Source organism: Acinetobacter sp. YH12129 (assembly GCF_013418685.1).
In the GTDB taxonomy this organism is placed as follows: Bacteria; Pseudomonadota; Gammaproteobacteria; order Pseudomonadales; family Moraxellaceae; genus Acinetobacter; species Acinetobacter amyesii.
Genome location: NZ_VPBP01000009.1, coordinates 21466 through 47013 on the forward strand (window position 1 = coordinate 21466; position 25548 = coordinate 47013).

At 40.4% G+C, this 25548-nt stretch carries 24 protein-coding genes, 1 tRNA gene and 1 pseudogene; 15 read left to right on the forward strand and 11 right to left on the reverse strand.

Annotated elements, in window-relative coordinates:
- Positions 1 to 8: 8 nt before the first annotated feature.
- The 5 genes from FTU65_RS06675 to metK all read right to left on the reverse strand — a co-directional run bounded on the left by FTU65_RS06675 (position 9) and on the right by metK (position 4443).
- Positions 9 to 1220 (reverse strand): YeeE/YedE family protein, encoded by a 1212-nt coding sequence (locus FTU65_RS06675; RefSeq protein ID WP_180010155.1) that lies wholly within the window; start codon positions 1218 to 1220, stop codon positions 9 to 11.
- 135 nt (positions 1221 to 1355) lie between these two features.
- Complete coding sequence (locus FTU65_RS06680) at positions 1356 to 2057, reverse strand: VIT family protein (protein ID WP_180010154.1); 702 nt, start codon at positions 2055 to 2057, stop codon at positions 1356 to 1358.
- Between the two features lie 146 nt (positions 2058 to 2203).
- Complete coding sequence (locus tag FTU65_RS06685) at positions 2204 to 2515, reverse strand: hypothetical protein (protein ID WP_180010153.1); 312 nt, start codon at positions 2513 to 2515, stop codon at positions 2204 to 2206.
- A 151-nt stretch (positions 2516 to 2666) separates the two neighbouring features.
- Positions 2667 to 3107: an SMI1/KNR4 family protein gene (locus tag FTU65_RS06690; protein WP_180010152.1), complete on the reverse strand. Its 441-nt coding sequence runs from the start codon at positions 3105 to 3107 to the stop codon at positions 2667 to 2669.
- A 169-nt stretch (positions 3108 to 3276) separates the two neighbouring features.
- Positions 3277 to 4443 carry a methionine adenosyltransferase gene (gene metK / locus FTU65_RS06695; protein WP_078188779.1) on the reverse strand — a complete coding sequence of 389 codons (1167 nt, stop codon included), beginning with the start codon at positions 4441 to 4443 and terminating at the stop codon, positions 3277 to 3279.
- Positions 4444 to 4888: 445 nt separating this feature from the next.
- On the opposite strand from metK, the pseudogene FTU65_RS16540 reads away from it, so the two are divergent.
- The 5 genes and pseudogenes from FTU65_RS16540 to FTU65_RS06715 form a co-directional block, all read left to right on the forward strand.
- A pseudogene (locus FTU65_RS16540) lies at positions 4889 to 4985 on the forward strand (prepilin-type N-terminal cleavage/methylation domain-containing protein); the annotation flags it as partial.
- 14 nt (positions 4986 to 4999) lie between these two features.
- Positions 5000 to 5314: a pilin gene (locus FTU65_RS16265; protein ID WP_257235079.1), complete on the forward strand. Its 315-nt coding sequence runs from the start codon at positions 5000 to 5002 to the stop codon at positions 5312 to 5314.
- A 459-nt stretch (positions 5315 to 5773) separates the two neighbouring features.
- A complete protein-coding gene (tkt, locus tag FTU65_RS06705) occupies positions 5774 to 7762 on the forward strand; it encodes a transketolase (protein WP_180010150.1) in 1989 nt (662 codons plus the stop codon).
- 182 nt (positions 7763 to 7944) lie between these two features.
- Positions 7945 to 8160 carry a hypothetical protein gene (locus FTU65_RS06710; RefSeq protein ID WP_180010149.1) on the forward strand — a complete coding sequence of 72 codons (216 nt, stop codon included), beginning with the start codon at positions 7945 to 7947 and terminating at the stop codon, positions 8158 to 8160.
- Positions 8161 to 8338: 178 nt separating this feature from the next.
- Positions 8339 to 8791: an N-acetyltransferase gene (locus FTU65_RS06715; RefSeq protein ID WP_180010162.1), complete on the forward strand. Its 453-nt coding sequence runs from the start codon at positions 8339 to 8341 to the stop codon at positions 8789 to 8791.
- 66 nt (positions 8792 to 8857) lie between these two features.
- Here FTU65_RS06715 and FTU65_RS16270 read toward each other — a convergent pair whose 3' ends face one another.
- Positions 8858 to 9373, reverse strand: coding sequence for a nuclear transport factor 2 family protein (locus FTU65_RS16270; protein ID WP_257222614.1), 516 nt, complete (start codon positions 9371 to 9373; stop codon positions 8858 to 8860).
- A gap of 294 nt (positions 9374 to 9667) precedes the next feature.
- Here FTU65_RS16270 and FTU65_RS06725 point away from each other — a divergent pair, with 294 nt between their 5' ends.
- Positions 9668 to 10264 (forward strand): YceI family protein, encoded by a 597-nt coding sequence (locus FTU65_RS06725; protein WP_078188771.1) that lies wholly within the window; start codon positions 9668 to 9670, stop codon positions 10262 to 10264.
- An 81-nt stretch (positions 10265 to 10345) separates the two neighbouring features.
- Here FTU65_RS06725 and FTU65_RS06730 read toward each other — a convergent pair whose 3' ends face one another.
- The gene (locus tag FTU65_RS06730; protein ID WP_180010148.1) at positions 10346 to 10975 is read right to left on the reverse strand and encodes a LysE family transporter; all 630 of its coding nucleotides are present in this window, start codon (positions 10973 to 10975) and stop codon (positions 10346 to 10348) included.
- A gap of 66 nt (positions 10976 to 11041) precedes the next feature.
- A complete protein-coding gene (locus FTU65_RS06735; RefSeq protein ID WP_180010147.1) occupies positions 11042 to 11749 on the reverse strand; it encodes a glutamine amidotransferase in 708 nt (235 codons plus the stop codon).
- 428 nt (positions 11750 to 12177) lie between these two features.
- Here FTU65_RS06735 and FTU65_RS06740 point away from each other — a divergent pair, with 428 nt between their 5' ends.
- Complete coding sequence (locus FTU65_RS06740) at positions 12178 to 12453, forward strand: hypothetical protein (protein WP_078193570.1); 276 nt, start codon at positions 12178 to 12180, stop codon at positions 12451 to 12453.
- Positions 12454 to 12539: 86 nt separating this feature from the next.
- Here FTU65_RS06740 and FTU65_RS06745 read toward each other — a convergent pair whose 3' ends face one another.
- From FTU65_RS06745 to cysS, 3 genes are all read right to left on the reverse strand, one after another.
- A complete protein-coding gene (locus tag FTU65_RS06745; protein ID WP_180065055.1) occupies positions 12540 to 14639 on the reverse strand; it encodes a TonB-dependent siderophore receptor in 2100 nt (699 codons plus the stop codon).
- Positions 14640 to 15226: 587 nt separating this feature from the next.
- Positions 15227 to 15302: transfer RNA gene (locus tag FTU65_RS06750), tRNA-Gly, on the reverse strand.
- A 62-nt stretch (positions 15303 to 15364) separates the two neighbouring features.
- Positions 15365 to 16786 (reverse strand): cysteine--tRNA ligase, encoded by a 1422-nt coding sequence (gene cysS / locus FTU65_RS06755; protein ID WP_180010145.1) that lies wholly within the window; start codon positions 16784 to 16786, stop codon positions 15365 to 15367.
- 355 nt (positions 16787 to 17141) lie between these two features.
- Between cysS and FTU65_RS06760 the strand changes: the two genes are divergently transcribed.
- The 8 genes from FTU65_RS06760 (at position 17142) to FTU65_RS06795 (ending at position 25547) form a co-directional block, all read left to right on the forward strand.
- Positions 17142 to 18119 (forward strand): SIS domain-containing protein, encoded by a 978-nt coding sequence (locus FTU65_RS06760; protein ID WP_168377848.1) that lies wholly within the window; start codon positions 17142 to 17144, stop codon positions 18117 to 18119.
- A gap of 4 nt (positions 18120 to 18123) precedes the next feature.
- On the forward strand, positions 18124 to 18663 hold the full coding sequence (locus tag FTU65_RS06765) for an HAD family hydrolase (protein WP_078188762.1): 540 nt from the start codon (positions 18124 to 18126) through the stop codon (positions 18661 to 18663).
- A gap of 35 nt (positions 18664 to 18698) precedes the next feature.
- The gene (gene lptC / locus FTU65_RS06770) at positions 18699 to 19241 is read left to right on the forward strand and encodes an LPS export ABC transporter periplasmic protein LptC (protein WP_078188761.1); all 543 of its coding nucleotides are present in this window, start codon (positions 18699 to 18701) and stop codon (positions 19239 to 19241) included.
- A complete protein-coding gene (gene lptA / locus FTU65_RS06775; protein ID WP_180003844.1) occupies positions 19231 to 19797 on the forward strand; it encodes a lipopolysaccharide transport periplasmic protein LptA in 567 nt (188 codons plus the stop codon). The genes lptC and lptA overlap by 11 nt, the downstream gene beginning before the upstream one ends.
- A complete protein-coding gene (gene lptB, locus FTU65_RS06780) occupies positions 19797 to 20540 on the forward strand; it encodes an LPS export ABC transporter ATP-binding protein (RefSeq protein WP_078188759.1) in 744 nt (247 codons plus the stop codon). The genes lptA and lptB overlap by 1 nt, the downstream gene beginning before the upstream one ends.
- Before the next feature lie 166 nt (positions 20541 to 20706).
- A complete protein-coding gene (locus tag FTU65_RS06785) occupies positions 20707 to 22230 on the forward strand; it encodes a TolC family protein (protein ID WP_180003893.1) in 1524 nt (507 codons plus the stop codon).
- Positions 22227 to 24353, forward strand: coding sequence for a type I secretion system permease/ATPase (locus FTU65_RS06790; protein ID WP_180003846.1), 2127 nt, complete (start codon positions 22227 to 22229; stop codon positions 24351 to 24353). The genes FTU65_RS06785 and FTU65_RS06790 overlap by 4 nt, the downstream gene beginning before the upstream one ends.
- A gap of 3 nt (positions 24354 to 24356) precedes the next feature.
- The gene (locus FTU65_RS06795; protein WP_180003848.1) at positions 24357 to 25547 is read left to right on the forward strand and encodes an HlyD family type I secretion periplasmic adaptor subunit; all 1191 of its coding nucleotides are present in this window, start codon (positions 24357 to 24359) and stop codon (positions 25545 to 25547) included.
- Position 25548: the final 1 nt, after the last annotated feature.

The window sequence follows — 25548 nt, forward strand, 5'->3', positions numbered from 1 at the left end:
TACTGAAATTAGCAGCCTGTTAGTTTTTCCGGTTGTGGACGTTCACCAGGGAAGAAGATTGGACGTAGTTTGACGCCAATACCGTTCCCAATGAAGGCAAATACTAACCATAACCAACCGTGTAAACTACCTGAAGCGATACCGCTGAAATATGCACCAATGTTACAGCCGTATGCTAAACGTGCGCCATAACCTAACATCAAACCACCGATCACAGCCGCTAGCAGTGAGCGTTTTGGGATATTAAAGTTCGGTGCAAATTTGCCTGCTAGGCTCGCTGCGAGTAATGCACCGAGCATGATGCCGAAATTCATCATCGACGTGATATCAAACCATAATGATTCGGTCAGTGCTTTGGCATTTGCAGGTTGCTGCCAATATGCCCAAGATGCAACATCGATCCCCATGATACTTGCTGATTTTGCTGCCCAAACAGCTAAGGCAGAGGTCACGCCCCAAGGACGGCCTGCAAGTGCAAGTGTGGCAAAGTTCAGTAAAGTCAGGATAATTCCGCCCCAAACCAATGGCCATGGACCACGTAGAAAACGTTTCCAGCCGTGTTGCATGGCTTGTGGTTCAACTTCAAGCTGACCATGGCGCTTCTTTTCAAAGTAAACTGTTGCTGCTGCAATGATTGCAAAAAGCACAAAGTTTAATGCCAGTGCAGGAACTACACCAAAGCTTTTGACTAAAGAAATCGGCTCAAAGTGGGGAAGGTCAAACCACCATTGAATATGTGAAGTTGCAATTAATGAACCTGTACAGAAGAAGATCAGCGTTACAATCATGCGTGCACTACCTGCGCCCACAGTGTACAGGGTGCCTGATGCACAACCGCCGCCGAGTTGCATACCAATACCAAAAATAAAGGCACCGATCATCACGGACATTGAAACAGGATTAACGTTACCTTTGACTGGGTTGCCAAATAATTCGCCCGCACCTAAGGCAGGGAAAAAGAGTAATACAGCCAAAGCCAACATGATCATTTGTGCACGCAAGCCACGACCACGACGCTCTTTAATGAAGACACGCCAACTCGAGGTGAAACCAAAAGACGCATGATAAAGCGTCATACCCAAAGCACCACCAATTAAAAATAGCAATGCTTGGTTAACGCCCACAACCAGATAAGCACCAATGGTACCTAAAATTAATAAAACAAAAGCCACCCAAATCGATACATTGGATCGATTAGCTGGCGCAGCAATAACAGACATGGAGAAAAAAGCTTAAAAAATGTAGCTTTATTTTACGGTTTTTATATATTGTAAAAGTAAATATTGTTGAAAAATCACACAACCATTACTGTGTATAATTGATTTCATATATTTGTAAAACTGATAAAAGAAACATTAAACTGGATTTACATTAAATAAAGAACCAATCCAGCTAGAAAATAGCATGGCTGCAATGCCCCAAAGCGCAACACGTAGACTGCCTTTCAACATAGAAGTACCTGCTGCATAACTGGCTAATGCACCAAGGAGTGCTAGGGAAATCACACCAACGGCCATAACAGTTTTTTCAATATGCATGTCAGCACTGATCAAGATCGCAACCATCGGAAATATTGCACCAATTGAAAAGGCTAAAGCCGATGATAGCGCTGCTTGAACGGGTTTTGCTGCTGTATTGTCATGGATTCCAATTTCATCTCGGGCGTGGGCTTCAAGTGCATCATGTGCAGTTAATTGGACTGCGACTTCATGGGCCAGTGTAGGCTCTAAACCACGTTGAATATAAATTTGGGTAAGTTCTTTAAGTTCTAGCTCAGGGTTCTTTTGTAGTTCTTTATGCTCCATGTGAAGATCTGCTTTTTCGACGTCTTCTTGAGATTTCACAGAGATATATTCGCCCGCCGCCATAGAGGTTGCACCAGATATGAGTCCTGCAATGCATGTAATGAGTAAGGTATGGCTAGAAGCACCACTTGCAGCCATGCCCATAATTAAACTAGTGACGGAGATAATGCCATCATTTGCACCGAGTACAGATGCACGTAGCCAACCCGTACGTTCCATAAAATGTTTTTCGGCATGATGTGAGTAAGACATTATTTTCTCTAAGTTTGTTATTTATATGACCTCATAAGATTGACCTGACATCAGTTAAATTTCAAGTTAAAAATAGATTGAAACAGTAAGTTGAATAAAATACAGATATAAAAAAAGCACCCGAAGGTGCTTTTTTTTAAAAATGCTTATTGTTGAGCTTTTTCTTTCACGTTTGCTGCACCTTGCTCAACAGCACCTGCAGTTGCAGCAGTCGCGTCTTTAGCTGCTTCTTTTGCATTGTGTGCAGCAGCTTCAGCATTTTCTGCAGCATTATCTACAGCAGTAGCTGTCGCAGTTGCCGCTTCTGAAGTTGCATCAGCAATGTCATGGCCTGCTTGGTCAGCAGCGTTTTCTAGGTGTTCACCAGTTGTTGCACCTGTTTCTGGCGCTTTGTCTTTATTACAGCCAACAAGTGCAACAGTTGCAGCCAAACCTAAAGCAACAAGTAATTTATTCATTTTGATCTTTCCTTTTTTTGTTATGCCCGTAGCATGGGCTGAATTTATATTAGCTGAAAAAATATTCAAAAATCGATCAAAAATTGTTGATTTAGTGTAATTTTATCCAGCTTATTTTGTAGTTTGAAAGGCTTTATATCTGCTTATGGCGTTAAGGGTTTTGACTAAATAATTCTTTAATTGAAGTCACAAGTAGATAGATAAATTCACTGTCTTCATGGCGCCATAAATATATTTCTTCCCCTAATTGCGTATCGTCTACCGTGCGCATCAATAAATAATCGCCATCGCCGTTATGCGCAATAGCAATGCTGTTTTCAGGGAAGTCTTCAATTTTACTTATGGATTGATGTTCTGCGGCTAGATGATTCGTTGTACGTTTTATTCTTTTCACATTGCTGGTGTCTTGGAAGGGAAAAAGCCACCAAGCTTCGATATCATCACCATCTTTAAATTCATCCGCGCTAGAAAAGCTAATGCCGAATTCGCCACCATTTTCAATTTGCATTTTGGCTTTATATTTTTCTGGAAACTTAAATCCTAATTGTTCTTCAGTTGCAGTAATAAATTTTAAGTCTAATGGAAAAGGCATGATGTTGTTCTTAAATTATTTTGGTGTTTTATGAAAAAGCTAGGCGTAAATTTTAGTCAATATTTTTTACACTCGTTATTTTTATCCTAGATGTTTTAGTTATGGACATACGGGCCATAAAAAAGCCTGCAATCAATGCAGGCTTTTTTGAGAAATTAATCTATTAAGATTAAAGACCAGCAGATGCTTTAAGCGCTTCCACTTTGTCAGTTTTTTCCCATGTAAATGCGGTATCAGAACCTTCACGACCAAAGTGACCATACGCAGCAGTTTGTTGGTACATCGGTTGGATTAAGTTCAACATACGAGTAATACCGTATGGACGTAAGTCAAAGTGTTCACGTACAAGTGCAATAATCAAATCTTCAGATACTTTTGCAGTATTGAATGTGTTGATCGAGATAGATGTTGGTTCTGCAACACCAATCGCATAAGACACTTGAATTTCACATTTGTCAGCCAAACCAGCAGCCACAATGTTTTTAGCAACATAACGACCTGCATAAGCAGCAGAACGGTCAACTTTTGATGGGTCTTTACCAGAGAACGCGCCACCACCGTGACGAGCCATACCACCGTAAGTATCTACAATGATTTTACGGCCTGTTAAACCACAGTCACCTACAGGGCCGCCAATGACGAACATACCTGTTGGGTTGATGTGGAATTTAGTGTCTGCATGGAACATTTCAGCAGGAATCACTTTTTTCACGATTTCTTCAATTACCGCTTCTTTCAATTGAGCTTGAGTAATTTTTGGATCGTGCTGAGTCGAAAGTACAACTGCGTCTAAGCGAACTGGCATGCCATTTTCATAAGCAAATGTTACTTGGCTTTTTGCATCGGGACGTAACCAAGCAAGTTTGCCTTGTTTACGTAGTTCAGCTTGTTTTTCCATTAAGCGATGCGCATATGAAATCGGTGCTGGCATAAGCACATCAGTTTCACGGCTTGCATATCCAAACATTAAACCTTGGTCGCCCGCACCTTGATCTTCTGGTTTTTGACGGTCAACACCCTGAGCAATTTCAGGTGATTGCTTACCGATCATGTTGATCACGGCACAAGTTGAACCATCAAAGCCAAGATCTGAATGGTGGTATCCGATACCATTTACGGTATTACGAACAATCGCTTCAAAGTCAACATTTGCAGTTGTTGTGATTTCACCGGCAAGTACAACCGCACCCGTTTTTACAAGCGTTTCACAAGCAACCCGTGCATATGGGTCTTCTTTTAAGATTGCATCCAAAATAGCATCACTGATTTGGTCAGCCATTTTATCCGGATGGCCTTCGCTTACAGATTCCGAGGTAAATACAGCGTACTCGCGCATAAGTCCTATCACAGTTAAATTTAAAGACGCAATATGTTACATCGAGAATGCGTTTAGGACTAGCTCAACATGACCAAATTGGATGAAATTAATTCATTTCAATGACTTTTTAATTGATATAGGCATCTAAAAAATTGATATGAGCTATGGATTTCTCAATTTAATTTTTTATGATGAGATAAAACAGAGATATTGGGCTTTGGCACAAGCAACAATGTGATTAGGCGTTCAATTGCCTAAATTGTTTTTTTAAGTGAATCAATTATAAGAAAAAATCAAATCAGTATCCTGTGATTTATCAATGATGAATGTCATGAACTGTCAGAATATGACTGTTCATGACAATTAATCGTTTAATTTGAAAAATAAAACACAATAAATGCGGGCTTTTGAGACTTGGTATGCAAATTGCCTATTTGTCATTACGTTGAATGGGGGAAACGTAATGAAACAGTCTGGTTTTACACTCATTGAAATTATGATCGTTGTGGCAATCATCGGTATTTTGGCTGCAATTGCTACTGTATCTTACAATGGCTATGTTGCTCGGGCGCAAGTGGCTGAAGTATTAACAATGATTTCACCCTATAAATTAAAACTGATTGAAAATTATTCAGCGGAACAAAGCTGTGTAGATTTGAATACAGCGCTAAATGAAAGTATCAGTACCAAGTATATTGCGAGTAGTGAAATTACTGATGTGGCAGGAACGTGTTCAGTGGTTTTTACGTTTAAATCAACAGATGTCAATTTTGCTCTTCGCTCAAAGCAGATCTATTTTAGTATTCCAGATGGTTTAAATGGTGCTTGGAATTGTCAATCGGATGATATTTCGCAGCGAAATTTACCTGCTACATGTCGTGGTATATAAATATTGAATGTGAAACCGTGAGTATATTGGATAAGTGCTGATTTCAAAGGGATGAGTTTGCTGTTTGAGTTACCCAAACCGTAGAGGGTGTAATTTATATGAAATCAAATTTCAAATGGTCATTTATCTGGATCGGCTTTGGCTGCTATTTATATTCACGATTTCCATTCGATGTATTGGACTTTTATCAATTACGAAGCGTTTGCTTTCACCACTAAACTCTAAATATGCATTGCGCTGTCATTGATTCGCCATATAAAAGCGTCACTGTATACAAAATAAACGACATGCATAGGCTTGAAATTGTGCAATAAGCGCCCAAAATACAGGTGGTGCAGGAATAATTAGCGAAAATTTGCCCCTGAGGCTTTACCCATTCCGCTTTTTTTAAGACAATATGCGCATCTTTGAATTCTTATTCATCTTACTCTTTTAAACCATTTGTTTGGACTCTGACCTATGACAACCCCGCTTAACGAACGTCGTATTGCAAACGCAATTCGTGTATTGGCAATGGATGCTGTGCAAAAAGCAAATTCAGGACATCCAGGTGCTCCAATGGGGATGGCAGATATTGCTGATGTGGTATGGCGTGAATTCCTCAACCACAACCCTGCAAACCCACAATGGGCAAACCGTGACCGTTTCGTATTGTCAAACGGCCATGGCTCTATGTTGCAATATGCGCTATTGCACTTAACAGGTTATGACCTGTCTATTGAAGATTTAAAATCTTTCCGTCAATTGCATTCTAAAACTCCAGGTCACCCAGAATTGGGCTATGCACCGGGTATCGAAACAACTACGGGTCCATTGGGTCAAGGTATTGCAAACGCTGTAGGTTTTGCACTTGCTGAAAAAACTTTAGCGGCTCAATTCAACAAAGAAGACATCACAGTTGTAGATCACAACACATACTGTTTCTTAGGTGATGGCTGTTTAATGGAAGGTGTTTCTCACGAAGCATGTTCATTGGCTGGTACTTTGGGTCTAGGTAAATTAGTTGTTTACTACGATGACAACGGCATCTCGATTGACGGTGAAGTAGAAGGCTGGTTCTCTGATGATACAGAACAGCGTTTCCTTGCATACGGCTGGCAAGTACTTAAAGTTGACGGCCATGATGCAGACGCAATCCGTGCGGCAACTGTTGAAGCAAAAGCTGAAACTGCGAAACCAACCTTAATTATCTGTAAAACCATTATTGGTTTAGGTTCACCAAACAAACAAGGTAAAGAAGATTGCCACGGTGCGCCGCTTGGTAATGATGAAATCGCTTTAACTCGTGAAGCTTTGGGCTGGGCAGAAGGTCCATTTGAAATTCCTGCTGATGTTTATGCAGCTTGGGATGCAAAAGCCAAAGGTACTGCTTCTGAATCTGCTTGGAACGACACATTTGCTGCGTATGCTGCTAAATATCCAGCAGAAGCAGCTGAACTAAAACGTCGTCTTTCTGGTGACCTTCCTCCTGACTTCGCAGCAAAAGCGGATGCTTATATTGCTGAAGTAAATGCTAAAGCTGAAACAATCGCTACTCGTAAAGCTAGCCAAAATGCCATTCAAGCATTTGCACCACAGCTTCCAGAAATTCTAGGTGGTTCTGCTGACCTTGCAGGCTCTAACCTGACTTTATGGAAAGGAGCAGAAGGCGTTGAATCTAACCCAGCCGGTAACTACGTTCATTACGGCGTACGTGAATTCGGTATGACTGCGATTGCTAACGGTGTAGCGCTGCATGGCGGATTCGTTCCTTATGTAGCAACATTCTTAATGTTCATGGAATATGCGCGTAATGCAGTACGTATGTCTGCATTGATGAAACAACGTGTGATCCATGTTTATACACATGATTCGATCGGGTTGGGTGAAGATGGACCTACACACCAACCTGTAGAGCAAATTGCATCTTTACGTGGTACACCAAACCTAAACACTTGGCGTCCATGTGACACTGTAGAAGCGTCTATTTCTTGGAAATCTGCGCTGCTTCGTTCAGAAGGCCCTACAGCGTTAATCTTCTCTCGTCAAAACTTGCCATTCCAAACACGTACAGCAGATCAAATTGCTGATGTTGCGAAAGGCGGTTATGTACTTGCAAAAGAAAAAGGCGAATTGAAAGCAATCATCATTGCGACTGGTTCAGAAGTTTCATTGGCAATGGATGCTTATGCACAGCTTGAAGGTGTACGTGTTGTTTCTATGCCATGTGCTGAAGAATTCGTAAAACAAGACGCTGCTTACCGTGAAGCGGTTCTTCCTGCTGCGGTCCGTGCGCGTGTTGCGGTTGAAGCTGCGCATGTAGACTACTGGTGGAAATTTGTAGGTCTTGATGGCCGTGTAATCGGTATGACGACTTACGGTGAATCAGCTCCAGCAAAAGACCTGTACCAACACTTTGGTATTACTGTTGATGCTGTTGTTGCTGCTGTGAAAGAAATTACCGCTTAATTTATAAAGATTAACCTTAATAAAGACGCCCCAGAGAAGGGGCGTTTTTTATTGCAGAGATTAAATTTATTTTTAATTGTGAAATAACGATTTGTAACGAATGAATTAAAGCATTGGTTTAAAATTAATTCATTCATGCAGTATTCAGCCACGGGTGCAATGTTGCCCCAAGTGAGGAAACGATGAGCCTTTACGATCAGATAAATGATGAAATTGTACTGATGGATGCTGGTGAACAGAAATGGATAGGCACGGACTTAGCGCTTGAAGCCATGGTTGCAGTAGAATTGATGCTGCAAGATTTGCAAGAAGACAAAGTGATTAAGATTCGCCGTAAGAACCATGAAAAGCATACAGGCTTGAAGCAAGTTGACCGCATTTTGGTTGAGAAGCTATAAGCTAAATGGTTAAAAAGTCCGATTGTTCGGGCTTTTTATTTGCCTATCGTATTTATAAAACGGATAAGAAAAAGTCCATCCAAGACTTATCAAGACTAAAAAAGAGCGCATTAAATACAGTGTTTTCAACACAAAAAGCTTTATTTCAGTTATAAAAATCCAGTGCTCATTTAAAAAGATATCGAACGTGCAAATACAGATTAAAAATTTAACAGAAATATCAAAAAACCAATGGCTGCCGCTTTGGGAGCTGTATTTAGAATTTTATAAAAGTCAGGTGGCGGATGCAGTGACCAAGCGAACGTGGCACAGGTTACATGCTGCTGACTGCGAACATATGTATGGCTTTGCAGCTGTGATTGATCATCAAGTGGTTGGGATCGTGCATGTCATTGAACATGAGAGCTGCTGGACATTGCAGCCTTATGCCTATTTGCAGGACTTATATACCCTTGAGGATTATCGCGGGCAGGGCATTGGCAAAGCGCTGATCGCCAAAGTGAAAGAATATTGTGATCAGCGGCAGTGTGACCGTGTGTATTGGCTCACGCATCAGGACAATGAAACTGCACAAAAGCTGTATGATCAAATCGCGAGAAAAACCGGATTTATCCAATACCGCTGTCATTAACTCAATGTAAAAGGCCATTCCAAATCAACAGTAGCTTTTGCGTGAAGAGCTGCTGGGCCTGAGCATTTAAGCTGAAACTTTAAAGTTTTTAGCTGAGTCTGCTTCTTGCTGAATGATCCATTCGCCACCTACGCGGAACGATGATGCTGAGGCATAGGTATCTTCCATAAATTGGAAAAAGCTGATTAAACCGTTTTGAACTTTGGCTTTGATTGAAAAAGGCGAGGTGAAAGTATTTTTTGCATAGACTGAGGTGTAGGTGAATTGACCAAATACAGCTACAGTTTCATCTTCAGCGATCATATCGGTGATTTGAAAGTCGTCGATGTTCCAGTAGGTGCCGACGTTGGCAAAGGTATAAATATAGATGGCTCTGCCTGTGCCAGACCCAGCCCACGGCTCAATTTGTTTAAGTTCTGGGTTGCTGAAGTTTAAGGAAACATACGCCGCGTCTTCTGCAACCAGCAGCTGAGTTGCATTTTCGACGAGTTCTTTTGAAGTATTCATAAGAAATGCCAAAACGACATCTTTGGGAGTTTTAGTGTTTAAGGCTTTTTCAATAGCCAGCGATTGTTCTGTCATTTTTGGGTACTCAGATTTTTATGATGTCTAAAAATCTTAAGTGGATTTGTTTTGAAAACCTACGACTCAGATAGGTTAATGTTTCCTAAATTTAGGATAAATCGTCGGGGAGTAGCTTGAAAAGAATAATTATTTGAAATATATGGAAAATTTAATAATTGAGAGTGGTTGTAGATGCTGCTACAGATTTTACAAAACTATCGTTCTAAACATGCAACAAAACGTTTTATCTTTAAAGCTGTAATACGGCTAAAAATCTATAGACTTAATGGTATTCGAAAGTGAGATAAAAACATGAACTTTAAAGCATTAACAATCGGTTTGGCGGTAGCATCAGTTACAACAATTTCTATGGCAAAACCTGTTGCCTATCAAATTGATCCTACTCATACAGCAACAGTATTTACTTGGAATCATTTTGGTTTCTCAACGCCTTCTGCAAATTTTAGTGACATTCAAGGGACAATTAATGTCGATAATGCAAAACCTGCAAATTCGTCTGTGAATGTGACGATTCCATTATCAAGCTTAAATACCAATGTCAAAGCATTAGATGATCATTTAAAAACTGCTGATTTCTTTGATGCTGAAAAATATCCAAATATCACGTTTAAAAGCACAAAAGTTCAAGCGATCAGCAAAACTAAATACAAAATCACGGGTGATTTAACAGTTAAAAATGTGACTAAACCAGTGGTATTGGACGCTGTATTGAACAAGCAAGCCGTTCACCCAATGACTAAGGCGGAAACGATTGGTTTCAATGCAACGACTTCTTTTGATCGTTCAGCATTTGGTGTAGGTGCATATGTACCGAATGTAGGCGACAAAATTACGGTAAATATTACGACTGAAGCGGCTGTGTCTACAGCAAAGGCAGCAGCGAAATAAGATTTAGCTCCCTCAGCTAAGTTAGGAAAGCACCCATTTGGGTGCTTTTTTATGTTTGGCAGATATTTAATTGGTGCTTGATTAATCGCGATTGAGCAGTAATAGGCAGCCAAAACTGATGAAGATTCCACCGGTAATTGCGTCAATTTTTTTACTAAATTTTTGATAGTAATGCGTCATTTTAGGTGCTGAGAATAAGACTGCAACCAATGCAAACCAAATCAAACTTTCAATAAAGACTAAAGCTAATAAAGAGCTTTGATCAAAAATACTGACCTTTGCACTGATTCCAATGGAAAATACACTACTGAAATAAACCAATGCTTTAGGATTGGCCATATTGGTCAAGAAACCTTGGAATAATAGCGTCAAAGGCGATTTTTTCTGTACAGCTTGCTCGGTTGGTTTTGTTATTGTGCCGAGGTCTTTACTCCACGCAGACTTTAATAACTGAGTGCCTAAATATAAAAGATATAGGCCACCCAAAATCATGAGGCATTGTTGTAACCAAGCCATTTTTTGAAATAGAAAATGTAAGCCACTTATTGCACAAATTGACCAAACTAGAATACTGAGTGATATACCTAATGCGGCAAATAATGCATGTGATCTGGATTGTCGAATAGCACTTTGAGTGACAAAAAAGAAGTCTGGGCCTGGGCTGATGAGAGCAAAAAAGTGGATGAGCGCAATGCTGAGTAAGGGAGTCATTCTAATGGCTTATACGTTTTGAAGTGCAACCGTTATAAGCCATTTAGCATTAAATTAATAGCTGTTTTAAAGCTCAAGCTGTTGTAAAAATTGTTGCAAAATAAGGGGAGCAACACGTTCTAAATGAGGTGCTTGTTGTTGGCTTTGCATGCGCAAATTTGGAATGTTAATTTGTGCTTTATGTAATTCACATGTATGCCCAATCAGCCATTTTTCCATGGCCTGTGCTTCTGCTTCAATATGAAACTGTAGGGCTAAAATATTGGGCCCATAGCTAAACGCTTGATTTGGATAAATTGCCGAGCTGGCGAGTAGCTGTGCATTTGCAGGTAAATCAAAGGTATCGCCATGCCAATGCAGTACCGGTACTTGATCTAATGGCGCTAAAATATTGTGAGTAATGGCTTCAAGCGCTAGGGAACTCCAACCGATTTCTTTGCTATGACCTGCATAAACTTTAGCGCCCAATGCATACGCAATAAGCTGAGCACCTAAGCAAATGCCTAAAGTCGGTAAGTTACTCTCTAAACGTACTTTAAGTAAGTCTATTTCTTTTTGTAGGAATGGGTAGTCATCAGTTTCATAGACTCCGATCGGGCCACCCAAAATGATGGTAAGCCCTGTATGTTGAATAGCTTTACTCAGGTCATCGACTCCAGCTTCGAAGTATCTCACCCGATAACCCAGTTGGTAAAATACATCTTCCAATGAACCCAAATCTTCAAATGCAAGGTGTTGAATGACGTAGATGGTTTCGTTTAATGCAGTACTCATAGGAATTTTTCAGGATTAAGATTTCAAAATAGAATGTAGCTTGAATTTTCGGAGAATAAAAAGGAAAACTGTAAATTTTTCACAAAATCGAAAAGAGATAAATAGAGATAAATATAGAAATTGGCTGAAGCGTATTGTTTTTTCTTTGAGTGATTAGGTTCGATCGTTGAACTTAGCATTTAAAACCTTTGTACTGTGAAGTAAGGGATTCTCGAAAGGGTTTATTGGCAAAATTTATGAGAAAAAGTGCATGAAATTTAGATAAAGCTTTGGTTTAATATAAAAAAAAGATGAAAAACCAATGGAAAAGCGTTTAGAGATGCGTATGATGAAATCTTCGACAAACAACAGTTCATTTTTCTTTTAATATCATCACATAATTAGATAACTGATTTTAAAAGTAAAAAAATATAAGCCAGGGAACTTGTATGCAGTCAAAACATAATCGAGATGCCAGTCTCTTGCATGCGATACATAAAATTTTATTAAAGGAATGGGACCCGTTAGGGATTCGCCGTATTCCTGCTTTGCGTGATGAATATGATGATTATTTGCCCAATATTTTTAAATTAATTCAAGAGGATTCAAGTGAATCAGAAATTTTTGAATATTTATGGTGGGTTGAGCAAAAGGTCTTAGAGAAAAAAGGGCAGAAGGAACATACCCTCAAAATTGCGAAAATGTTGAAGGCAATTGAGCGCTAGTTTGCGGTCGTGTACGCATAAAAAACCGATTCGTTGTCCGTATCGGTTTTTTATTTTAAATCTCTTAGAAGTCTCTTAGAAACGGTTTAGAATTTCTTTTCTAAGGTAAACATAAAGCTTGGAATTGATTCATTGATACGAGATTGGTATAGCGCGCCAGAACTTTGTTCTTTTAACACTTCTTTATAATCTGAGCTGAGAATATTACGTGCATTGACTGATGCAGACCAATTTTGATCAAAGCGTTTAGTAAAACTCACATCCATGTTAACACGTTCATTGCTGGTGCGATTGTACGGTTCATTACTCAGCGCACGTGTATATTCAGGGGTGTAATTGAGGTTCACACTTGTTGCAATACGCCACGGTTGATAGTTATAAGATAAACCTGCACTAGCGGTATAAGGTGCAACATCGCTCGCCAAACGATCAGAGCCGTCAGCTTCTTCAATCTTTGCACGTACAGTTGAAAGCTGAGCATTCAACATAAATGAATGGCCATTCTCCGTTTGCTTCAGTGCATAACGTCCAGCAATTTCTACACCATAAGTAGTTGCACTGTCTTGGTTATATGGGCGTTCGACAAAACGGCAATCGGTATTTCCTGTTTCGCAACGACCGCCTGTAGCATTTTCTAACAGGATCGATTTTTCGATATAGTTATTAATTTTTCGATAATAAGCAGTGATATTTACGCCGCCAGCAGGGGTGTTATAGCCTATGGTTGTTTCGTAAGCATTGATGGTTTCAGGTCGTAAGTCAGGATTACCCCCACGGTTAGGGTTGTTTAGTGTCCCTGCATCACTATCTGTAGAAACTGAAACAGTCGGCATCAATTGATTGCTACGTGGGTTTTTAAAAGCCTGACTCAAATTGGTTTGAAGTGACCATTGGTCATTAAAGTCTAAACGGTGTGCTAATACAGGACTCAAATGCTGCTCTTGATAATCCACTAAACCTGAACGATCAATCCACTCTTGGCGTACACCTAAAGTTAAGGTTTGGCGCGGCGTATATTTCCAACTTCCTTCAACATAGGCAGCATACAATTGTTCATCTAAGGTCTCTGCAATATTGCTTTCAAGTTCATTGCTACGTAGATCAGTACCAAATTTTATTTGGCGTTTTGAGTCAAACTTACGGACACCGTCGTAGCCTAAACCATATTCATTAATTTGTTCATCAATATATGATTGGGAATCTCTATACTCTGTAAATTCCGTTTCATTTTGCTGCTCGATTGATAAGCGAATTTTGTCTGAATTTCCTTGGTCTTTACGCTCATATCGTGTGTTGAGTCGAATGCTGTCATTTTTATCTTTTTGGACTTGGGAGCCACTTGTGCCTTCGCTTTCATTGCTGCGATAAAACATTTCAGCGACCAATTTTTGTTGATCATCAAGTTGATATTCAACACGTGGGGTCAGCATTTGCGACGTACGATTGGTGATGCGTTTTTGAGTTTTCGTTCCTGTTGCATCTTGTGTACGGGTGAGCGTATCTGAGTCATTCCACATTTGGCTCCCAGATAAACTATAGATCCAAGGGTCTGAACGACCATCCATTTGAAAGTTTAAATTGGTGCGTTCTTCTTCACGTGTATTTGACTTGGTTAGGCCATAACCAGCACGTACAGATCCACTCAAACGCGTGCCATTCAATGGTTCTTTTAAAATAATGTTGATGACTGCAGATGAAGCAACCGAGCCTTGAGCGACGCTCGGTTGTTTGGTGATTTCAAGGCGTTCGATCATTTCGGGCGTAATGCTATCAACAACTGACATGCCACCACGAGGACCACCTTGTACAGGTTCACCATTGATTAAGAACACGGGTGCACCACCACCACGGAAACGCATGCCGCCAGCACCTGCACCACCACGTGGACCACCGCCAGCACCAGGGAGTTGAAATCCTGCAGCACGACGCAGCGCATCATTGATTGACTGATCGCCAAATTTCAACATTTCATCACGGCTTATAATAGTTTTTGCGACAGCACTGATATCTGGGTCTTTGGGCTTAGTGCTTGCTGTCGGAACTTCAAATGTTAAAGCTTCCATTTGCTGAACTGCTACAGATTCTTGCGGATTTTGAACAGTATCTGCGGCCCAAATTGATGTTGAGATCGTAAGTAATGCGTAACTTAAGCTGGTCAGTTTGAGTGTAGTGTGCGCGCCGTGCATTATTTGGTTGTCCAAATGTAATTTTGGCAAAGAATAACGGAAAATTATGGAGAAAAATTGAGGAAAATTGGCGAGATGAGCATTTCATCAGATTATTTTTTAACAGGTAGGTGAAAGGTCGTGTGGCAATAGGGGAAGCCTTATTCGTTGGGGAAAATTAAGGCCTATTAACGTCGCTACAATATAATAAATAACTGAGGTGACGCAGTAACATCAGAAGCGTACTTTGCTTCAAATAATAAAGATACGCGGTAATGTCATGCGCAATTGTTTGAGACAGGACGACTTCTAATCAAAAATGTTTTTGCGATACGTTGAATAATTTGACGGTAGTGAACGAGTTTTGTTGGTGAGGTGCATTGCACCGCAAGATGGTTTCCTTGCGAAGCTTCGCATCTCATTTTGCCGAATGAAAAACAACGTTTCGTAAGAGTACCTCCAGCCGAAGGCTAATCTCTTTATTCAATCCCTAAATGCGAAATTACTTTTATGTGCATAACATGAGTAAATAAATCTAAAAATAAGCCGTTGAAGAAAAATTGAGACATAAAAAAACCCTCATCTTTCGATGAGGGTTTTTCGTATTCTGGAGCGGGAAAGGAGACTCGAACTCCCGACCCCAACCTTGGCAAGGTTATGCTCTACCAACTGAGCTATTCCCGCAATGAGGTGAATTATAGAGAATTTCACACAACTGTCAACTCTCTATGCTTCTGTTTGCTTAATTAATCAGCACGGCGCCAAATAGTACCTTGACGAGTATCTTCAAGGACAACACCTTGATCTAATAAAGATTGACGAATTTCATCTGCTTTGGCAAATTCTTTGGCTTTTTTCGCATCTTTACGTTGTTGAATTAAATCTTCAATTTGCTCTTCAGAGAGACCTAGAGCTTCCTGACCAATATCTGATTTTAAGAATTCATCAACATTATGCTGAACCAAACCTAAAATATTGGTTAAGTGACGCAATGTCGAATAATACACAGCCGCTTGTTCAGCATTTTCATCTTTTACGGCACGGTTCAATTCTTTGTTGACTTCAAACAATACCGCAATTGCTTCTGCGGTGTTGAAATCATCACGCATAGCGGCATTAAAGCTCTCAACTAAATCATCATCCAAAGTTTCTACGGTTTTTTCACCATAGACTTGCTGATAAGCTTTAAATGAATGATAGAAACGGGAAAGGGTATTTTTCGCTTCTTTTAAAGCAGTGTCAGAGAAGTTTACTGGGCTACGGTAATGTGATGACACAATAAAGAAGCGAATCACTTCAGGGTGGAATTTATCCATCACATCACGAATAGTGAAGAAGTTACCTAAAGACTTCGACATTTTTTCGCCATCGACATTAATAAAGCCGACGTGCATCCAGTAATTAACATACTGTTCGCCAGTAGATGCCTCAGATTGCGCAATTTCATTTTCATGATGCGGGAAAGTTAAGTCTGAACCGCCACCATGAATATCAAAATGGTTGCCTAAGCAGCAGGTCGACATCGCTGAACATTCAATATGCCAGCCCGGACGGCCATTGCCCCAAGGCGAAGCCCAAGAAGGTTCATTTTCTTTGGCATGTTTCCAAAGCACGAAGTCAAAAGGATGTTTCTTTTCTACTTCTACATCAACGCGTTCAGAAGCACCAGCCTGCATATCGTCAAGTTTACGACCCGAAAGACGACCATATTTGGCAAACTTTTCAACTTCAAAATAAACATCGCCATTTGCAGATGGATATGCTGTACCTTTGTTGACTAAGTTACCAATCATATTCTGCATTTGATCGATATAGTCTGTTGCACGTGGTGCTTCATCAGGTGCTGCACAACCTAAATTGGCAGCATCTTCGTTCATGGCCTTGATAAAGCGATCGGTTAAAGCAGTAATGCTTTCGCCATTTTCATTGGCACGGGCAATGATTTTGTCGTCAATATCGGTAATGTTGCGAACGTATTTAACGTTCCAGCCCTGACTGCGCAGGAAACGGATAATGTAGTCGAATGCAACCATAACTCGAGCATGACCAATATGACAGTAGTCATACACGGTCATTCCACAGACATACATATCGATATGTCCTTCTTTGCGAGGTACGAATTCTACTTTTTTACGTTGCTCTGAGTTATATAGAACAAAAGGTTGCATAGGTCTTCAAATTGTTTCTACCAAAAGATGGCTCATCTTAACCTAAGCATTTTTTTTCATAAAGTTAAAACCCAAAAAAGCAGATATTTTTTAATGCTTGATGTCTTTGCGTTGCTAAAAATAGCGTAGAAGGTTAATTGGATTCAGTCTGAATCTCATTCGAGTGCTGAATTCAATTTATCTGTCCGGAAGATAAAAATGAAGAAATGCATCTTTTCTGCATAATTCATGAATTCTTATACATTTGGAAACGTGCTATTTGCATAGATATGATAAAATTGTGAAAATTTTTTATTTTGAAAGTGAGAGCGCACCTCTCACGGCTTAAGGTATAACAACTTTGAATCCACCAAATATGCCGAATCAAGTCGATTTTCAGAAAGTCGCATTAGAAACTTTGCGTATTGAAGAGCATGCTTTACAAGTATTAGCGACGCAAATAGATGATCGTTTTAGCCAAGCCTGCGAAATCATTTTACAGTGCAAAGGGCGTTTAGTGATTACTGGTATGGGCAAATCGGGTCATATCGGTCGTAAAATGGCCGCTACGTTTGCCTCGACAGGTACACCATCTTTCTTCATGCATCCGGGTGAAGCTGGACATGGTGATTTGGGCATGTTGGTAAAAGGTGATGTGCTCATTGCAATTTCAAACTCAGGTAAGAGTGATGAAATTATGATGCTCATGCCATTGATCAAACATTTGGGCATTCCTCTAATTACCATGAGTGGCGACAATAAAGGCCCAATGCCACAAAATGCTGATGTCGCATTGACCTTGGGTAATATTCAAGAAGCATGCCCTTTGGGTCTAGCGCCGACTTCAAGTACCACTGCAACATTAGCCTTAGGTGATGCCCTTGCAGTTGCATTATTGGATGCACGTGGCTTTACCTCAGATGATTTCGCACGTTCTCATCCTGCTGGAGCGTTGGGTAAGCGTTTGTTATTGCATGTAAAACATCTTATGCATACAGGTGAAGACTTACCCAAAGTGTCGCCAGAGACACCAATGAATAAAGTCCTGTACGAAATTTCAAATAAACGTTTGGGTCTCACCACGATCGTCGATGAAAACGATACCTTATTGGGCATTTTTACCGATGGTGATTTACGTCGTTTGATTGATAAACAGCAAGGCTTTGATGTGAATATGAAAGTCTCAGAAGTGATGATTAAAAATCCTTTGACGATTTCACAAGAAGAACGTGCGGTACATGCTTTAGAACGTATGAACGAAAAGAAAATTACACAATTTGTAGTTGTTGATGATGCCAATAAAGTGATTGGGATTATCAGCATGCATGATTTGATTCAGGCTGGGGTAAATTAAGAAAATGGCATCGTATGTATTGCTAGAACAAGCGCGTCACATAGAAGCACTAGTACTGGATGTAGATGGAATTTTAAGTGATGGATTTGTAACGTTGACCAATAGCGGCGATGAAATCAAATCCTTTGATATTCGAGATGGCTTGGGCATGAAGTTGGTGCAAAAAGCGGGTATCAAAGTCATCATTATTACTGGCCGTAAAAGTAATATTGTTGAAAAACGCATGTCTGACTTAGGTGTCGATTTGGTCTTTCAAGGACGTGAAGACAAAGGTGTTGCCTTGACTGAAGCCTGTGCACAGTTTGGTATTGATCCTTCAGATTGCCTATATATGGGTGATGATTGGCCCGATCTTTCAGCCTTTGCTATTGCGGGGATGAAAGTGACCGTACCAAATGGACATTTAGAAGTACGTCGCCGTGCAGATCTTGTTACGCAGGCGATGGGTGGACGTGGTGCTGTTCGTGAAATCTGCGATATGCTTTTAGTTTCTAAAGGTGTATACCAGGAACTACTTGAAAAATATGCAAGTGCACCTTATTAATAAATTGATGCAGTCATTGGATTGAATCTCCGCTTATGGATACTAAAGTTTTATACGTGACAGCTGTGGTCATTGCTGCAGTAAGCGGTGGTTTTTATTATTTCGGTGGAAAGGGTAATAAGCTTCAGGCGGACTCTTCGAAAAGTATGACTTACTCAGCTGAAAACATTAACCTGACGCAGACTGATGAGCAGGGAAAATTGCATATTCGTGCGCAAGTCGATCGACTTGAGCAGGATTTGCAAAAGCAAACGTCTCATTTGGTCAATCTGAAAGCATCGACCTATCAAGATGGTGCTGTCGATGCCACGTTTTTTGCCAAACAAGCCAATGGTATGGACGATAACCAAAAAGTCGTGCTGAGTGACAATGTGGTTGCAACAAAATTGATGCGTGAAGGGCAAATGGAGTTTCGTACTGAGGAACTAACTGCTTTTCCAAAACAGCGTGAAATAGAAACGGACAAGACTGTAACGGTGATTTCACCACAAGCCGAATTTGTCAGCCAAGGTTTAAAAGCAAATTTAAACGACGGTCAATACGAATTTTTTAATATTCGAGGAAAGTATGAACCATAATTTTAATCGAAAAACTGCAAAAACTTTCCTAAAACGTACAGTGCTACTCGGTTCACTGGCGATATGTTCGGTTGCAGCTTTTGCTTTGCCTTCAGATCGTAATCAACCGATTTCATTGGTTGCCGATCGTGCAACATTTAATGAAAAAACTGGGATTACGACGTATACCGGTAATGTCATCATTGAACAGGGTTCGATGAAGCTTCAGGCAAACTCAATCGTTGCGAATTTAAACAGCAAAAAAGAGATCAGTACGATTACAGCAACGGGTGGGCCAGCACATTTCCAACAAAAAACTGATCCTACCAAAGGCTATGCAAAAGGCCAAGCACAGAAGATTGTCTACAATGCTGAAACAGGTATTATCACCATGACGGGTGGTGCTTTGTTGCAACAAGATGGTGCAAGTATTCGGGGTAATAGCCTGAAATACAGTATGAATAAAGGCGATATCGTTGCTGAAGGTACACCAAATAAATCTGGATCTTCTTCAGGTCGTGTACAAATCGTGATTCCGCCGTCAAGCACTAAGTCCTTCCCAGGAGCACGTGATTAATGGAGCAGACCTCGCAAGTTCAAACTTTATGTATTAAGCATTTAGCCAAAAACTACAGTAAGCGTTGGGTGGTAAAGGATGTGTCCTTTAGCATGCAAAGTGGTCAAATTGTGGGTTTACTTGGTCCAAATGGTGCAGGTAAAACCACAAGCTTCTATATGGTTGTTGGCTTAGTTCGTATGGATAAAGGTGAGATTCATTTAGATGATCTTGATTTGTCTGACTTGGCAATGCATGAGCGCGCACGTAAAGGTATTGGTTATCTACCTCAAGAAGCATCTATTTTTAGAAAATTAACCATTTCTGAAAATATCATGTCGATTTTAGAAACCCGTAAAGATCTAAATAAGCAACAACGTCAGCAACGTTTAACGGAATTGCTTGCTGACTTTAAAATCACACACATCAAAGATTCTCTTGGTATGAGTGTGTCGGGTGGTGAGCGACGCCGTGCGGAAATCGCGCGCGCGTTAGCTGCAGACCCTAAATTTATGTTGCTAGATGAACCTTTTGCAGGGGTCGATCCTATTTCAGTGGGTGATATCAAAGACATTATCCGAACATTGAAAGATCGTGGTATTGGTGTATTAATTACCGACCATAATGTGCGAGAAACCCTTGCGATTTGTGAGCATGCCTATATCGTGAGCGAAGGCTCAGTGATTGCAGAAGGTACTCCAGAAGAAGTCCTTGCAGATGAGACGGTACGTAAAGTTTATCTTGGTGATGATTTTACTGTTTAATTGAATAAAATAAGAAATTTCCCGTTGAGTGGCGCTAGTTTCATTCAGCGGGTTTATGTTATTGTCTGAAATGACAAAAACTGAGCGATTAATCTAAAAAATTAACAAGAATTCAGTATATTTTAAACTAAAAATACGACCTGCAAAAATCATGCGATTACGAAAGATGAATGGTCCAAAAGTTGGGCGTCCGCGTAAAAATAAGTGCAATTTCTTTTGTATATTATTATTACCCTTTTCCATTGGTTCAGTGTATGCAGCAGATACTAGCACTGCACAAAGTACCATTCAAAAGACATTAGATAAGATTTTTTTACCTAATAAGCCTAAACCTTCTGCCGAAAAAATTAACATCACCGAACTCAGTAAATATAATTTAGATACCTCACGTGTCCAAGAAATGCCCGCCGTTGCTTATGGTCGAACGCAACAAGGCAACTATAATCCAAACACAGTAGCGAAGAATCTAAGTTTTATTGATGCGATACATATCGCCGTCCAAAGACGTCCAGAAATCACACAAAGTATTGCTACAGTCGCATCGCAAAACGCTAATATTGACCTAGCGAATGCTGCATATTATCCCCAAATTTCAGGTGGATTGAGCACTGCAGATCTGACTAAAGGCGAGCGTGGACGTCAGTTGGTATCTTTAAATGCGACGCAGATGTTATATGACTTTGGTAAAACCAAAAGTGCTGTCGGTATAGAAGAAGCAAAAATGTTACAAGAGCAGGCCAATGTGCTTGTAAATTTAGATGAAGTTTCTTTTGATGTTGCAAATGCCATTATCAACATTAAACGATATCAAGAAGTTGCTAAAATTGCGCAGCAACAAATTGCCGGTGTGAGTCGGATTGCTGAAATTGCCAACCTACGTGCAACCGCAGGGATCAGTAGTCAAGCAGACCCTATTCAAGCCAAGTCAAATTTAGAAGCTGCGGAATCAAATTTAATCGTGCAAGAAACTCAGCTTCGACAGTACCAACAGCGACTTCGTACCTTGTTAGGTTTTGATGTAAGTCAGATCAATTGGGTGATACCCGATCGGATCTTAACTGCAGCGGCTTTATACGAGGATCCGGACTTCAAGATGATTCCGAGCATGATGCAAGCACAGGCTGGGGTTGAAATTGCCAAATTGCAAAAGCAACAGTCAAAATTAAGTGCTTATCCAACAATAAATGTCAAAGGCAGTCTGAGTCAGGCGGTGAATGGCCGTAATCCAAATAATGATGAAGATGATGGTTTATATAATTCAATCATGTTGGAAGCTACCAGTAATTTTTACCAAGGTGGTGCAATTGCAGCGCAAACACGTGCCGCAAGCTATGCTGAAGAAGCAGCTAAAGCACAAGTGAATACAGTATATTTGGATGTGATTGATCAAGTCCGAATGATTCGAGAACAAATCGAAAATAAAAAGCGTCAAATGTCGATATTGGTGCAGCGTCGTGAAACAACGGTAAGAACCAAAGAACTGTATCAAGAACAATATAAATTAGGAACTCGAACGGTTGTCGATCTACTGAATGCAGAGCAAGCCATACATAGTGCCGCACAAGAAATTGTGACATCACAATATGATATCTACTCAGCACTTGCGCAGTACATCCAAGTGACAGGACGTTCACGAAATATTTATGAACTTAATAATATATCTATTCAGGGGTTTGAAGTTCAGCCATGAGTAATACAATAAATTATCAACCGTGGCTACAAGCGGTTCTGAATATTGCAAAGCATTATCGAATTGAACCCTCTGAAGAACGTATACGGTTGCAGTTGGATTGGGATCAACACAAAAATGCCGATGAACTGGTTGCAGTCATGGCACGCCAAATTGGATTAAGTGTTCGAAAAAATAAATATGACATAAATCTGCTTAATCCATGGCGCTTACCGGTATTGGTTGAGTTTATTAGTGGTGAAGTGGGTGTGGTAGAACGCATCGACGTAGACGGTAATGCCAGTGTCCAATTGAGCGGAGATGAAGGCCTATCTCAAGTCTTCTCTATTGAACGATTGAGCCATGGCGTTCGCAATATTTATATTCTGCGTCCAGAGTCATCTGTACCCGATGCACGTGTTGATGAATACATCAAGCCGTTTGAAAAAAATTGGTTCTGGTCGATTGTTTTAAAAGACTGGAAACGCTACATCGACATTATGTTTGCTTCATTAATGGCGAATATTTTGGCCCTAGCCACTATTTTGTTCTCAATGAACGTGTACGACCGCGTCATTCCATCTCAATCTGTACCGACTTTATGGGTACTTGCCGGTGGGGTGTTAATTGCAGCGATATTTGAGTTTGCACTACGTGTTTCACGAATTTATTTATCGGATATTATTGGTAAACGTGCTGATTTGAAAATTTCCGATCGTGTATTTGGTCATGCATTAAGAATTAAAAATAGTGAACGTTCAAAATCAACAGGTACTTTTATTTCACAGATTCGTGAATTAGAAGGTGTGCGCGAGATGGTCACCTCGACGACTGTTACCGCGATTGCCGATTTACCGTTTTTCTTCCTATTCTTGTTCATCTTCTGGTTAATTGGTGGCAATCTATTTTGGGTCATGCTGTTGGTTGTTCCTTTGATGATTATTCCAGGGATTTTGGCGCAAAAACCATTGGCTAAACTTGCACAAATGGGTATGCGCGAGTCTTCGATTCGTAATGCCTTATTGGTTGAATCTGTGCAAGGCATGGAAGATATCAAATTACTTCGTGCGGAATCACGCTTCCAAAACCAATGGAACCACATGAATGAAGTGTCTGCTGATGTCAGTATGCGTCAACGTAAAATCGTGGGCTTAATGTCGGCATGGACACAAAAAATTCAGGGTCTAACATTTGCAATCGTTGTACTCGTCGGCTGTTTTGCTGTGATGAAAGGTGAAATGACCACAGGTGCATTGGTGGCTTGTTCGATTTTATCCTCTCGAATGTTGGCACCGATTTCTGCACTGGCAGGGGTATTAGGTCGTTTACAACAGGCTAAAGTGGCGAAAGCAGGTCTTGATGAACTCATGAAGAAACCTGTCGATCAACCGGATTATTCTCACCTCATTCATCGACCATCAATCAACGGTCATTATGAACTCAATGGAGTCTTATTTAAGTATGGTGAAGATGATCCACGTCCAAGTCTTTTAATTCCAAAACTGGAAATTAAGGCTGGAGAAAAGATCGCAATTTTAGGCCGTAATGGTGCTGGTAAATCGACGCTTCTTCAGTTGTTATCAGGTATGCAAACGCCTGTACAAGGAAAAGTTAAATTAGATGGAATCGAACTGTCTTTAATAGACCCTGCAGATGTACGTCGTGATATGGGGCTATTGAACCAAAATGCACAGTTATTCTACGGTACGATTCGTGAAAACTTGACCTTGGGTGCTCCGTTGGCGACGGATGAACAATTGATTGAAGTACTGAAAATTACGGGTGCAATTCACTTTGTTCAAGAGAAAAAAGAAGGGCTAGACCATATCATTTTAGAAGGTGGTGTAGGCTTCTCTGGCGGTCAACGCCAAGCCTTGCTGCTTGCACGTTTATTGATTCGTCAACCAAATATTCTATTACTTGATGAACCTACAGCGGCCATTGATGACGTATCTGAGAAGCAGTTGATCGATCATTTAAAAGGTTATTTACAAAATCGAACTATGGTGGTGGCAACACACCGTCGTGCGGTACTTGAGTTGGTTGACCGCATTATTGTGGTGAACGAAGGTAAAATTGTCATGGATGGGCCACGTGATCAAATTCTGAATCAGAATGCTCAGAAAAAAGTAGCTGGGGCTTAAATCATGAGTGAAAATAAACAAGAAATACAACGCTCGACCAAAGTTAGCTTTAAAGAGCCACCATTACCGAAATCGAGTTTAATCATTTGGATTATTACGATTGGTTTGGCAATCCTTTTAGTTTGGGCTTGGTTATTCAAATTAGAGGAAGTCTCTACAGGTACAGGTAAAGTGATTCCATCTTCGAAAGAACAAATTGTTCAGTCGCTTGAAGGGGGGATTTTAACTAAGTTGAATGTGAAGGAAGGTCAAATTGTTGAACAAGGACAAGTTCTTGCGCAACTAGATCCAACACGTTTCGCATCAAATGTTGGTGAAACTGAGTCTTTACTTGTGGCATCTCGTGCAACAGCAGCGCGTTTACGTGCAGAAGTAAACGGTACGCCATTAAGCTTCCCTGAAGATGTTCAAAAAATTCCTGCCTTAGTGAATGAAGAGACTGCTTTATATCGTTCACGTCGTGCAAACTTGGAAGAATCCGTTGCAGGCTTAAAACAAGCTTTGGTATTGGTTCAACAAGAATTGGCCATGACTGAGCCGCTCGTTGCCAAAGGTGCAGCGAGTGAAGTTGAAGTGCTTCGATTAAAACGTTCAGCAAATGACTTACAAAATCAGTTAAATGATGTCCGTAACCAATATTTGGTGAAATCACGGGAAGAATTGTCGAAAGCCAATACTGATATTGAATCACAGCAACAAGTGGTGAAAGGCAAATCGGATACGCTGAGTCGCACCGTGTTTAAATCTCCAGTTCGTGGTGTGGTCAAAGAAATTGATGTGATGACATTGGGCGGTGTGATTCCGCAAAATGGTAAATTGATGACCATTGTACCTTTGGATGAACAACTTTTGGTTGAAGCACGTATTTCACCGCGAGATATTGCTTTTATTCGTCCGGGTCAAGAAGCCTTAGTTAAAATTACGGCTTATGATTATTCGATCTATGGCGGGTTAAAAGGTAAAGTGACCGTCATTTCACCAGATACGCTACGTGATGAAGTGAAACAAGATCAGTTCTATTATCGTGTTTATATCCGTACAGATAGCGATAAATTAAGCAATAAAGAAGGTAAAAGTTTTAGTATCACACCGGGTATGGTGGCAACGGTCGATATCCGCACAGGCTCGAAAACTGTACTTGAATACTTAATTAAGCCATTCAATAAAGCAAAAGAAGCACTTCGCGAACGTTAAT

Coding starts and splice junctions, on each gene's coding strand:
- FTU65_RS06675 (WP_180010155.1), bottom strand. CDS start 1,220: ATGTCTGTTATTGCTGCGCCAGCTAATCGATCCAATGTATCGATTTGG.
- FTU65_RS06680 (WP_180010154.1), bottom strand. CDS start 2,057: ATGTCTTACTCACATCATGCCGAAAAACATTTTATGGAACGTACGGGT.
- FTU65_RS06685 (WP_180010153.1), bottom strand. CDS start 2,515: ATGAATAAATTACTTGTTGCTTTAGGTTTGGCTGCAACTGTTGCACTT.
- FTU65_RS06690 (WP_180010152.1), bottom strand. CDS start 3,107: ATGCCTTTTCCATTAGACTTAAAATTTATTACTGCAACTGAAGAACAA.
- metK (WP_078188779.1), bottom strand. CDS start 4,443: ATGCGCGAGTACGCTGTATTTACCTCGGAATCTGTAAGCGAAGGCCAT.
- tkt (WP_180010150.1), top strand. CDS start 5,774: ATGACAACCCCGCTTAACGAACGTCGTATTGCAAACGCAATTCGTGTA.
- FTU65_RS06710 (WP_180010149.1), top strand. CDS start 7,945: ATGAGCCTTTACGATCAGATAAATGATGAAATTGTACTGATGGATGCT.
- FTU65_RS16270 (WP_257222614.1), bottom strand. CDS start 9,373: ATGACAGAACAATCGCTGGCTATTGAAAAAGCCTTAAACACTAAAACT.
- FTU65_RS06725 (WP_078188771.1), top strand. CDS start 9,668: ATGAACTTTAAAGCATTAACAATCGGTTTGGCGGTAGCATCAGTTACA.
- FTU65_RS06730 (WP_180010148.1), bottom strand. CDS start 10,975: ATGACTCCCTTACTCAGCATTGCGCTCATCCACTTTTTTGCTCTCATC.
- FTU65_RS06735 (WP_180010147.1), bottom strand. CDS start 11,749: ATGAGTACTGCATTAAACGAAACCATCTACGTCATTCAACACCTTGCA.
- FTU65_RS06740 (WP_078193570.1), top strand. CDS start 12,178: ATGCAGTCAAAACATAATCGAGATGCCAGTCTCTTGCATGCGATACAT.
- FTU65_RS06745 (WP_180065055.1), bottom strand. CDS start 14,639: ATGCACGGCGCGCACACTACACTCAAACTGACCAGCTTAAGTTACGCA.
- cysS (WP_180010145.1), bottom strand. CDS start 16,786: ATGCAACCTTTTGTTCTATATAACTCAGAGCAACGTAAAAAAGTAGAA.
- FTU65_RS06760 (WP_168377848.1), top strand. CDS start 17,142: ATGCCGAATCAAGTCGATTTTCAGAAAGTCGCATTAGAAACTTTGCGT.
- FTU65_RS06765 (WP_078188762.1), top strand. CDS start 18,124: ATGGCATCGTATGTATTGCTAGAACAAGCGCGTCACATAGAAGCACTA.
- lptC (WP_078188761.1), top strand. CDS start 18,699: ATGGATACTAAAGTTTTATACGTGACAGCTGTGGTCATTGCTGCAGTA.
- lptA (WP_180003844.1), top strand. CDS start 19,231: ATGAACCATAATTTTAATCGAAAAACTGCAAAAACTTTCCTAAAACGT.
- lptB (WP_078188759.1), top strand. CDS start 19,797: ATGGAGCAGACCTCGCAAGTTCAAACTTTATGTATTAAGCATTTAGCC.
- FTU65_RS06785 (WP_180003893.1), top strand. CDS start 20,707: ATGAATGGTCCAAAAGTTGGGCGTCCGCGTAAAAATAAGTGCAATTTC.
- FTU65_RS06790 (WP_180003846.1), top strand. CDS start 22,227: ATGAGTAATACAATAAATTATCAACCGTGGCTACAAGCGGTTCTGAAT.
- FTU65_RS06795 (WP_180003848.1), top strand. CDS start 24,357: ATGAGTGAAAATAAACAAGAAATACAACGCTCGACCAAAGTTAGCTTT.